This is a genomic window from Bifidobacterium catulorum (genome assembly GCF_003129925.1).
Taxonomy (GTDB): Bacteria; Actinomycetota; Actinomycetes; order Actinomycetales; family Bifidobacteriaceae; genus Galliscardovia; species Galliscardovia catulorum.
On record NZ_QFFN01000019.1, the window covers coordinates 34,412 to 45,774 of the forward strand.

Annotated in this window: 6 protein-coding genes and 1 tRNA gene; all 7 read left to right on the forward strand. The window is 66.8% G+C overall.

Going from position 1 to position 11,363, the window contains the following annotated elements:
• Positions 1-167 precede the first annotated feature (167 nt).
• The 7 genes from DF200_RS07295 to DF200_RS07325 all read left to right on the forward strand — a co-directional run bounded on the left by DF200_RS07295 (position 168) and on the right by DF200_RS07325 (position 11,303).
• Positions 168-241, forward strand: a tRNA-Arg gene (locus DF200_RS07295).
• 246 nt (positions 242-487) lie between these two features.
• Positions 488-1,834 (forward strand): phosphatase PAP2 family protein, encoded by a 1,347-nt coding sequence (locus tag DF200_RS07300; protein WP_158275806.1) that lies wholly within the window; start codon positions 488-490, stop codon positions 1,832-1,834.
• Between the two features lie 66 nt (positions 1,835-1,900).
• Positions 1,901-5,035 (forward strand): type I DNA topoisomerase, encoded by a 3,135-nt coding sequence (gene topA, locus DF200_RS07305; RefSeq protein WP_109137622.1) that lies wholly within the window; start codon positions 1,901-1,903, stop codon positions 5,033-5,035.
• Positions 5,036-5,151: 116 nt separating this feature from the next.
• Complete coding sequence (gene tmk / locus DF200_RS07310; protein ID WP_109137630.1) at positions 5,152-5,793, forward strand: dTMP kinase; 642 nt, start codon at positions 5,152-5,154, stop codon at positions 5,791-5,793.
• Positions 5,790-6,956, forward strand: coding sequence for a DNA polymerase III subunit delta' (locus DF200_RS07315; protein WP_109137623.1), 1,167 nt, complete (start codon positions 5,790-5,792; stop codon positions 6,954-6,956). The genes tmk and DF200_RS07315 overlap by 4 nt, the downstream gene beginning before the upstream one ends.
• Before the next feature lie 198 nt (positions 6,957-7,154).
• Positions 7,155-9,944: a family 78 glycoside hydrolase catalytic domain gene (locus DF200_RS07320; protein WP_109137624.1), complete on the forward strand. Its 2,790-nt coding sequence runs from the start codon at positions 7,155-7,157 to the stop codon at positions 9,942-9,944.
• A gap of 243 nt (positions 9,945-10,187) precedes the next feature.
• Positions 10,188-11,303, forward strand: coding sequence for a LacI family DNA-binding transcriptional regulator (locus DF200_RS07325; RefSeq protein WP_109137625.1), 1,116 nt, complete (start codon positions 10,188-10,190; stop codon positions 11,301-11,303).
• Positions 11,304-11,363: the final 60 nt, after the last annotated feature.

The window sequence follows — 11,363 nt, forward strand, 5'->3', positions numbered from 1 at the left end:
ATTGTGACCGACATGCCGGCACCCCCTTCCCGCCTGGCATGTCGGTCATTGCGTTTCGTTGGAATCATTGGCGACACGCCGTATGTAACTTCAAATTTGCGCAGAATTCATCACTGGCTTATTGTATTCGAGTCGTTCGGTTGGAACCCGGTTCCAATGCGGAACATGCGCCAGTAGCCCAATGGATTAGAGCATCTGACTACGGATCAGAAGGTTGCAGGTTCGAATCCTGTCTGGCGCACTCAAGGCCTCGGAAACAATAGTGTCCGAGGCCTTTCCAATTTTTCCTCCAATGATTCGTATCGCCCTAATTCGGGGCTCCATAGACCCTAATTTGGTGGAAACGTTCATCTGGACCCCGATAATCGGGGTTTCATGGACGGATTTACCAAGTTATGGAATGGCAATTCGCGGGTCTGGTGAACAAAACGGGATGGTTCGGGCGGACGGGGGCCGTTTCACCGGTTCCGGCCCTAAAGTCGTGACTATGAGTGACAAGAAGCGGACGAAACTGTATCTCGAACCGTTGGACGGTGAGCCCGAGACGACGGGCGTCCCCGATGGAGCGTTGGGAACGATGGGGACGTTGGGAACATTGGGAACACCGGGAACACTGGGAACACCGGCGGGTGCGCCGGGTGCGACGCGGTCCCCGATGCCCGTCTCGTTCGAGCCGGTCGCGGGGACGCAGCGGTCGGCCCGTCGCCAGACCGCGGACGACATCATGGACGGCGGCTTCTCCGAGTTCGCGGCCGGCGTCGCCGACGATGGTGGCGCCGACGATGGCAATACGGACGATGGCGACACGGACGACGTCGGGCGTTCCGCCGCCCGCTCGTCCCGTCGCCGCACGCCGTCCGCGAACCGGATCGACGTGGACTCCGGCGCCGATCCGCTCGACACCCGGCCACGCGGCTCCAGCATCGTCCTCGCCGCCGTGTTCGGCGCATTCGCCGTGGCCGCCGCCATCGTCGTCTGGTGGGTGGCCGTGCAGACCATGGGCGGTCAGGAATACGACAACCTCGCCTACGCCGGCTTCTCGTCGAGTCTTCCCGGATGGCTCGCCGCCATCGCCGGAATCCTCTCGAAATCGTTCTCGTTCGGTGGTCTGCACATCGCGGTCTCCGCCGTCGTCGACGTCGTCGCCGGCGTGGTGGCAGCCATCGTCGTCGTCATACGCAAACGCTGGCGCCTGCTCGCGCAGCTCGTCGTCCTTGCCATCGTCGCATTCGCGGCCGCCGAACTGCTCAAAGGCATGCTGCCGCGTCCGCTGCTGAACATGTCGCAGCTCAACGTGGGCAACACCGCCCCGTCGGGACACACGGCCATGGCCGCCGTCGCCGCCGTCGCGCTCGCATGCGCGGTGCCGCGCGTCCTGCGGGCGCTGTTCGCCATCCTCGGCGCCCTGTACACGGCCCTCGTCGGCTGCTCCGTCGTCGTCATCGGCGCGCATCGCCCGTCCGACGCCATCATGGCGGTGCTGCTCGTCGGCGGTCTCACGCTCATCATGCTCGCCTGCACGAGCGGGTCGGGCATGGACCCGCTCGGCACCCGCATGTCGTCCGCCACCGTGCAGATCGTCGGAACGGTCATGATCGTCGGCGGCGTCATGGCCACGATCTACGGACTGTACATCGTCTGGCAGCTCGGCCCCGGTCTGCAATACAGCGCCCGCTGGGCGGCGGCCGGTGCGCGCGTGTCCGGCGCGATGCTGATCTTCGCCGTCTCCACGCTTGTCTTCGGCGCCGTCCTCGCGCTGCGTCACGCCACCGCCGCACCGTTGTCGAAATCCGGTCTCGTCGGCGCGCCGCCGGCCCCGCCGAAACGACGCTGACCGCCATCATGGTTATGATGCTCTGTAGCTGACAGGCTTACAGGCTGAACAACGAAGGAGAGGCCCATGACTACCGGTACCAAGCTCGTCATCGTCGAGTCGCCCACCAAGGCGAAGAAAATCGGCGGATATCTGGGCAAGGGCTACGAGGTCATGGCCTCGGTCGGTCATATCCGCGACCTCGCCCAGCCTTCGCAGGTGCCGCCGAGCCGCAAGGAGAAATTCGGCAAGTTCGGCGTCGATGTGAACGACGGATTCGAGCCGTACTACATCGTCAACGACAACAAGAAGTCGACGGTCTCCGAACTCAAGGCCGCGTTGAAGAAGGCCGACGAACTCTATCTCGCAACCGATGAGGATCGCGAGGGCGAAGCCATCGCGTGGCATCTTGTGCAGACCCTCAAACCCAAGGTGCCTGTCAAGCGCATGGTCTTCCATGAGATCACGCCCGAAGCCATCAAAAAATCGTTGACCGCCACGCGAGACGTCGACGACAACATGGTGGACGCCCAGGAGACGCGCCGTGTGCTCGACCGACTTTACGGATACGAACTGTCCCCCGTGCTATGGCGCAAGGTCGGACCGGGGCTGTCGGCCGGCCGCGTGCAGTCGGTTGCCACGCGACTGATCGTCGAACGCGAACGCGAACGCATGGCGTTCGTGCGCACCGCATATTGGGACGTCATCGCGACGTTGGTTGCGGAGGGGGCCACGGCGGGTGATGTCGATGGAGTCGATGGCGGCGATGATGGAGCCGCCGACGGGTTCGACGCGCGGCTCGTGTCGCTGGGCGGCAGCCGTCTCGCCGTGTCCAAGGATTTCGGCGCCGACGGCCGTCTGACCGACGCCGCCGCCAAGGAGACGCCGGTCGTCATGGACGAGGCGCTGGCGAACGAGGTCGCCGCCGCCGTGCGGGAGCGGCCGTTCACCGTGCGGTCGCTCGAAACGAAGCCGTATCGCCGCCGTCCGCAGCCGCCGTTCACCACGTCCACGCTGCAGCAGACCGCCGGCAACCGTCTCGGCATGAGCTCGCGCGCCACGATGCGCGCCGCCCAGGGCCTGTACGAGAACGGCTACATCACCTATATGCGAACCGATTCCGTCACGTTGTCGCAGGAGGCCATCGCCGCCGCGCGCAACGCGGTGGGAGCGATGTACGGCAGGGAATACCTTTCCGACAGTCCGAAGCAGTACGTGACCAAGACCGCGGGCGCGCAGGAGGCGCACGAATGCATCCGCCCCGCCGGCTCCACGTTCCGCTCGCCCGACGAACTGGCCGCGCGCGTGCCGCCGGACCAGCTGAAGCTCTATACGCTGATCTGGCAGCGGACGCTCGCCTCGCAGATGGCCGACGCCACCGGATCGACCGCCACCGTGCGTCTCGGCGCCGAGGCGGGCGGGCACGGCGAAGCGCTGTTCCAGGCATCCGGCACGGTCATCGAGTTCCCCGGATTCCTGCGCGTGTTCGGCAGGGGGCATGGCGACGGCGGGAACGGCGTCGAAACCGGCAAGGGCAGGAAGGGCGCCGACCGCGCCGAAAACGCGTCGCTGCCGCCGATGGCCGTGGGCGACCGACTCGCCGCCAAGGCGGTGGAGCCGGCCGGACATGAGACCCAGCCGCCGGCCCGATACACCGAGGCCACGCTGGTCAAGACGCTGGAGGCGAAGGAGATCGGCCGTCCGTCCACGTACGCGAGCATCATCTCGACGATCATCGACCGCGGATACGTGTACGAGAAGGGGCGGGCGCTGATTCCGTCGTGGCTGGCGTTCTCCGTCGTCAAACTGCTGGAGACGAACTTCCCGCAGTATGTGGACTACCAGTTCACCGCGCAGATGGAGAATGGACTCGACCAGATCGCCCGGGGCAAGGAGACCGGCAAGGACTGGCTCACGCATTTCTACTTCGGCACGGGCGCGGGAGCCGTGGGGTCGGCCGAGGAGGCGCACAAGGGTCTGCAACAGCAGGTGGCGCAACTCGGCGACATCGACGCCCGGGAGATCAACACCATAGACATCGGCGACGGGCTGCATGTGCGCGTGGGACGCTACGGCCCGTATCTTGAGGACACGAGGAACCTCGACGCCGACGGGAACCCGAAGCACGCCTCACTGCCCGACACGCTGGCGCCGGACGAGCTGACGCCCGAGGTGGGCCATGAGCTGATCGCCACGAACTCCGGCGGACCGCGCGTGCTCGGCACCGATCCGAAGACCGGCGGCACCGTGGAGCTGCGCAAAGGACGGTTCGGGCCGTATGTGGCGCTCATCACGCCGGAACAGCAGGCGCAGGCCGAAGCCGAACGGGCCGCGGCCAAGGCCGCCGAGGAGGAGGCCGCGAAGGAGGGCAGGCCCGCGCCGAAGAAGCGCGCCACCCGGCGCAAAGGTGGAGCCGCGGCCGCCGACAAGCCGAAGATGGCCTCGCTGTTCAAGACCATGAACCCCGACGCCCTCTCGCTCGACGATGCCCTGAAGCTGCTGTCGCTGCCGCGCGAGGTCGGCACGCTGCCGCAGACCAACGCCGAGACCGGCGAGACCACGCAGGCCGTGGTGCTGGCCAACAACGGCCGCTACGGCCCGTACCTGACCAAGACCGGCGCGGATGGCAAGTCCGAGACGCGTTCGCTTGGTTCGGAGGACGAGATCTTCACCGTCGACATCGCCAAGGCCAAGGAGCTGTTCGACCAGCCCAAGTACGGGCGTGGCCGTGGCCGCGGCGCCGCCAAGCCGCCGCTGCGTGAACTCGGCCCCGACCCGGAGACCGGCAAGCCCGTGACCATCAAGGACGGCCGCTTCGGCGCCTACATCACCGACGGCGAGACGAACCGCACGCTGCCGCGCCAGTACTCCCCGGAGTCCATCGACCCGGCCGACGCATTCCGCCTGCTTGCCGAGAAACGCGCCGCCGGACCGTCCACGCGTGGCCGTCGTGGCCGTGGCGGCGCGAAGAGCAAGAGCAAGGGCGGGTCTTCCGCCAAGACCGCGCCGAAGGTCAGTGCCGTGGAGGCGAAGCGGGCCGAACGCCGCGCCGAGGTGAAGAAGTATGCCAGCAAGGGGTGGGCCAATACGCGCATCGCCGAGAAGATCGGCTCCACCGCGTCCACCGTCAAGGCGGACATCGAATGGCTGGCCGCGAACGAAGGCTATGAACGTCCCGCCGTCGTCGCCAAGGCCCCCGCAGCCAGGAAAAAGGCCAAATAGACGCGCCCGAACGGCTACCGCCATCTTCCGGGGTTTTGCCCCGGAAGTCGAAGGCGGGTCTGTATGCCCCGTGGCGGCCCGGGGAAAAGTTGGGGTTCGCCGATACGGTAGAGGGCATGGCTGGATTGTTTATCTCCTTTGAGGGCGTGGACGGCGTCGGCAAGACCACGCAGGTGGAACGGCTGCGGCAGTACCTCGAATCACGCGGCCGCACGGTGCTGGTCACCCGCGAGCCGGGCGGCACCCCGCTCGGCGTCGCGCTGCGCCGGCTGCTGCTCGGCGGCGTGGACGGCGCCGGGGCCGACATCGCGCCGCGCGCCGAGGCGCTCATCTTCGCCGCCGACCGGGCACAGCACGTGGCCGAGACCATCCGCCCGGCGCTGTCCCGCGGCGAGATCGTCATCACCGACCGGTACCTCGATTCGTCGCTGGCGTACCAGGCGGGCGGGCGTGAACTGACCGCGAAGGAGGTCCGCGACCTGAGTATGTGGGCCACGAACGGCCTGCTGCCGGTGCGCACCTATCTGCTCGACATGGATCCGGCCGAATCACACGCACGGCTCCGGCACGACGAGGACCGCATGGAAGCGGCGGGAGACGACTTCCAGGCTCGTACGCGCCGGGCGTTCCTCGACCTGGCCGAAACCGAGCCGGAACGGTTTCGCATTATCGATGCCGCCCGGCCCGTCGAAACCGTGTGGACGCAGATCCGCGTGGACATCGACGCCCTGTTCGGCTATGACAAGGAGTCCCGATGAGTGTCTGGAACGCCATCGTGGGACAGAAGCCCACCGTCGAACTGCTGTCGAGAATCGCGGACGACCCCGCCGACGTGGCCCAGTCATGGCTGATCTGCGGTCCTCCCGGATCAGGCCGCTCGAACGTGGCGCGCGCGTTCGCCGCCGCGCTCGAATGCCCGAGCCACGGCTGCGGCGAATGCACGACCTGCCGCCACGTGCTGGCGAACACGCATCCCGACGTCACCGTGCTCGCCACCGACAAGGTGACGATCGGCATCGACGCGGTGCGTGGCCTCATCGAGACGTCCGAGCAGATGCCGGCCACCGCGCCGTGGCGCATCATCATCATCGAGGACGTGGACCGTATGCTCGAACGCACCACGAACGTGCTGCTCAAGGAGATCGAGGAACCGGCCGAGCATACGATATGGCTGCTGTGTGCCCCCAGCGCGCAGGACGTGCTGCCCACCATCCGGTCCCGCACGCGCGTGGTCACGCTCGCCGTGCCGTCGCAGAAGGCCGTCGCAGACTTCCTTATGACCACGGTGAATCCCACGCTGCCGGAGAACCGGCGGTTCACCGACCACGTGGCCGTCCGCGCCGCCCGGCTTTCCGAGGGGCATATCGGCATCGCCCGGCTGTATGCCACCAACGAGCGTGTGATGACCGACAGGGACACGCTTATCGTCGGTGTGCTGGGCCTCGTCAAGGCATCCGACGCCGTACTGCTCGCCGACCATCTGATCTCCGACGCCACCGCGCAGGCCGCCGAGGAGGTCGAACGCCAGGTGTCGCGGGACCGGGCCGAGTTCCGTCGCGTCAACGGGCTGGGGGAGAAGGACCGGATTCCGCCGAAGATCCGCGGCGCCTACAATGCCATCGGCAAGAAGGAGGAGGTGAAGCGCCGGACCACGCGCCGCAGCCGCGACGTGCTCGACCGTGCGCTGAACTCCGTCGCCAGCGTGTACCGCGATGTGGCCGTGCTGCAGAACCATGCCGAGAACACCGTCGGTCTGATCAACAAGGAGAACCGCACGGCCATCGCGGACCTTGCGTCGCGGTTGAGCCGCGAGGCTGCCATAGAACGCGCCGAGGCTGTCGGCGTCGCGCGGCGCCGGCTGTCGGGCAACGGCAATCCGCTGCTTGTGTTCGAGGCGCTGTTCTGTTCGCTGATCGCATAGGCCAGCAGCCGAACGGCACGCGCCGCGAGTTCGTTGATGCTGTTTTGCGCCTCTCATCAGGGGAGCTGGCCCGTGAAGCAGGTCTGGGGGGCAGGCGATTCGGCAAAAACGGCAAAAGACGGCGGTTAGCGCCCACGTTCCTATCATCATTGACAAACCGTAACGGTAATGACAACGATGTTAGGAAAAGAGCGCAACGTGAACAGCACAACAGCCGATACCACCGTGAACGTCATACGGGCGCACGCCGATGCACCGTCCGGGGCGGACCTTCCCGGCGCCCCCACGCATATCCGCATCAACGACCGCATCGCCCCGGTCGATCTGGCGCCGGAATCCGACGTCGACGTCCGATGGTGGTTCGGACCGGCCGCCGCGTCGTCGTCCGCGCCGGTGCAGGCCACGGAACCCGCATCCGTCGAATGGTCGTCCTATCAGATCATCGTCACCGACCATCCGCTCTCCGGCGAGACGGTATGGGACTCCGGCCGCCGCGATTACGACGGCGAATCGGGAATCCTCCTCGACGGCCTCGCGCTCCCCGCCTCCACCAGATACTGGCTGGCCGTGCGAGTATGGGACGACGCCGGCCGTGTCTCCGTATGGTCCGATCCGGTGACGTTCGGCACCGGTGCCGGAGACCACTGGCACGCCGACCCCATCTGGGTGCCCGCAGACGCCGCGGCACCCCGCGCAATCGACGAATCCGCCGAATTCGACCTGCCCGACGAAGCCGCCGCATCCACCGACGACTCGTTCTTCGTCGGCGAGCGCAAGGCCTCCGATCCACACAACTCCCGCGGCTGGGCGTTCCTGCGCGGCCTGGCCGGCCTGCCCGACAAGCCCATCGTCTGGGCCACCCTCAACGTAACGGCATCCAGCACACGCGCCGCCCGACAGTTCATATACCGAATCTGGGTCAACGGCACGTTCGTCGGCTACGGACCCACCTTCCCCGTCGACGGCGAGGCCCGATACGACGGCTACGACGTGACCGACCTGCTCAACGCCGGGGAGGACAACGCCATCGGCGCGCTCGCCTACACCGTCGAGGACCAGCGGTTCATCGCACAGCTCGACGTCAAATTCGCCGACGGCGAGCTCGCCCACTACGGCACCGACCCCGACTGGCGGACCCTGCCCGGAACCGCCATCTACCCCGATTCCGCATCCATCGGCACACAGTATTTCGAAGCCCCGGCCGAAAACGTGCAGTCGACGAACTATCCGTTCGGATTCACGACGCCGGATTTCGACGACGCCGATTGGGCGCCCGCCGCCGTACGCGGCGCGTTCACGGCGCTCGAACCCACGCCCACCGACAAACCGATTGTGCAATACCATGCCCCGGCGTCATCCCGTCTGACCGATGACGGTCATCTGATCCTTGATTTCGGTCGCACATGGGAGGGAGGCGTGCGCATCACGCGAGACGCCGGTCATGGCCACGCCGACCTCAAGATCCGCTATGGCGAAGTGCTCAACCCGGACGGCTCCGTCAAATGGCATCTCAGCGCATTCAACAACTACGAGGACACGTGGCATCTCGGCGACGGAACCGAAGCCGTGACCATGGAGACATGGGGACTGCGCGTATTCCGTTATGTGGAAATCATCCCATCGGTCGATTCAACGGAGGCAATGCGGCATCTCGCCTCCGGCGACGACCGCGTCGAGGCCGCCGCGCTCATCTACCCGTTCGACCGCTCCGCAGCATCGTTCACCTCGTCGGACGCCACGTTGGAAGCCGTCTGGAACTTCTGCCGCAACACCATGGAATCAACCAACGGCAACATCTACGCCGACTCGTGGACGCGTGAACGCGCACCATACGAAGGCGACGCATGGCTTCAGCAGCACGCGCATCTGGCCGTCGACGACGCCCCCGCGCTCGCCGAATACTCCGTCGACTGGCTGATCGCCAACCGCACGTGGCCCACCGAATGGCCGCTGTATCTCATCCTCGCTGCCCACGATGCGTGGATGCGCACCGGTTCCATCCGCCAGATAGCAGGCCGCTATGACCAGTTGGTCGCCCTGCTGCCGACGAAGCACCTCGACCCAGCCTCCGGACTGATCGTCAAGGACCCGGGCGAATCCAGTCACACCGACGGCGACCTCATCGACTGGCCGCCGGTGGAACGCGACGGATTCGTGTTCGGCCGCGTCAACACGGTCATCAACGCGCTCTCGTCGCAGACGTTCGCCGACATGGCCGACATCGCCGCCGCGCTCGGTCGCGACGACGACGCCGAGCGGTTCGCCGCCACCGCCTCCCGGATGCGAGCCGCCATGCATGAACGGCTCTATGACGCCGAAGCCGGCACCTACGTGGATGGTCTGACGGACGGTGCGGATGGCGAACGCATCGCGCATCATTCGCTGCACGCCTCCGCGTTCGCGCTTGCGTTCGCCGATCTTCCGGAAGGCCAGCGTGAAGCGGTCGGCGCATACCTGCGCGGGCGGGGCATGGCATGCAGCGTGTATGCCGCCAGCGTGTATCTCGCCGGACTGTACGCCGCTGGATTCGGCGCGGACGCCACGGCGCTGATCGCCGCGCGCGACGGTCTGCGCACATGGGTGAACATGATGGAGAAAGGCGCGGGCGCGACCATGGAGGCGTGGGACGTGGAGAACAAGCCGAACACCACGTACTCGCATCCGTGGGCCGCGTCGCCGGCGTTCCTGCTGCCCGAGGGGCTGCTGGGCATCCGGCCGACCTCACCCGGCTATGCCACGTTCGAGGTGCGGCCGCAGCTGGGCGCGTCGGGGGAGCGAGGCGCCGTGGATTCGGCGGCGGCCACCGTGCCGACCGTGCGCGGGCCCATCACCGTGCGTGCCGAGCGTGTGCCCGACGGGGGATCGGTCGCCGACACCATCCGTGTGGCCGTTGACGTGCCGTGCCACACCGAGGCCACGGTGCTGACTCCGCAGGGTGCGATCGCCGCCGCACACCTCACCCCCGGTCATCATGAACTCGTGCTGTGACCGTGACGCCAAGCCATCTCCATCTTCTGGGCGACTGCTGGTGACTGGCTGCGTTGCGGGCACCTGACTCGATATTCCGGGGCCTTGCCGTCGATATACGGAGTACGGCCGTTGGAATATGAACGCCCATGAGAATCGGGTTTGCGGTCGGATGCCTGCCTTCGCGGGCCGCGTGGCTAAGATTGGAGTAATTCAGACGGCTACGGTGCGCGGCGACGATGCGAGGCCGGGGGAGGAGATGGCATGAGAGACATGGCCGATGCAGTCGGTGATGCTCCGGGCGTCTCCGCTCGGCCCGTGCGCCTTGTGGACGTGGCGGCCGAAGCCGGCGTCTCGCCGTCCACGGTGTCTCGTGCGTTCAAGAACCCCGACCGGGTGAACCCCGCCACCGTGGCGCAGATCCGCGCCGCGGCCGACCGGCTCGGCTATGTGTACCGCCCCTACCGCAAACGTCCGATGAGAACCTCCGGTCTCATCGGTCTCATCGTCAAGGACGCCGCGGAATCGTCGGCCCTGTTGCGCGGCGCGCAGGACGAGGCGTATGCGGCGGGACTGGCCATCAGCGTCATCGAATCGAATCGCGGTGGTCAATGGGAGGGATCGTTCGTCGAGGAGGTCGCCGAAACATCGCGCGGCATCCTCATCGCATCCGACCGCATGGACGACGACCGGCTCGCCCATCTCGCACGCCGCGTGCCCATGGTGGTGCTCAACCGTCCCGTCGACGGCGTCTCCAGCATCGTGCCGGACGTATCGTCGGGCATTCGTCGGGCATTGTCGCTGCTCGCCTCGAACGGCCACGCGCAAGTGGCATATGTGTCCGGACCGGATTCGTGGGCCGACCGTTCCCGATGGCACGCCATCCGCGCAGCCGCACCGGTCACGGGGCTTGCGACGCATCGTATCGGCCCGGTGGAACCGTCGGCGCGGGGCGGCGACCAGGCCGCCCGGATGCTGCTCAACCAAGGGCATCACATGGGTGATGCCGCCGCCACGACCGCAGTCATCGCATACAACGACGCGATCGCCGCGGGCATGATATCGCGGTTCTTGCAGGACGGCGTGCGTGTGCCGGGCGATCTGTCGATCATCGCGTTCGACGATTCGCCGATCGTCGACGTGGTCCGTCCGAAGCTGACGACCATCACGATACCCCGCTCCGAAATCGGCGCGGTCGGAGTGCGGACGCTGCTGCGTATGGATGGAGCGGGAACGTATTCGCTCGACATGTTCGGTGACGCCGACATGGCGTCGTTGCGACTGCCCGACGGCTGCGTGCGGACGGGCGGCGGCGATGTGGTCGCCCTGCCGACGTCGCTGTGCGCACGAGACAGCGTCGGCGCGGCGCCGTTGCGTTAGGTGGTGTCTGGTGGCGGCCTCCCCTCAGTCAGGCTTCGCCTGACAGCTCCCCTCCGTCGG

Excerpts from the sequence above, each read along its gene's own strand:
- DF200_RS07300 (WP_158275806.1), top strand. The coding sequence starts at position 488 with ATGAGTGACAAGAAGCGGACGAAACTGTATCTCGAACCGTTGGACGGT.
- topA (WP_109137622.1), top strand. The coding sequence starts at position 1,901 with ATGACTACCGGTACCAAGCTCGTCATCGTCGAGTCGCCCACCAAGGCG.
- tmk (WP_109137630.1), top strand. The coding sequence starts at position 5,152 with ATGGCTGGATTGTTTATCTCCTTTGAGGGCGTGGACGGCGTCGGCAAG.
- DF200_RS07315 (WP_109137623.1), top strand. The coding sequence starts at position 5,790 with ATGAGTGTCTGGAACGCCATCGTGGGACAGAAGCCCACCGTCGAACTG.
- DF200_RS07325 (WP_109137625.1), top strand. The coding sequence starts at position 10,188 with ATGAGAGACATGGCCGATGCAGTCGGTGATGCTCCGGGCGTCTCCGCT.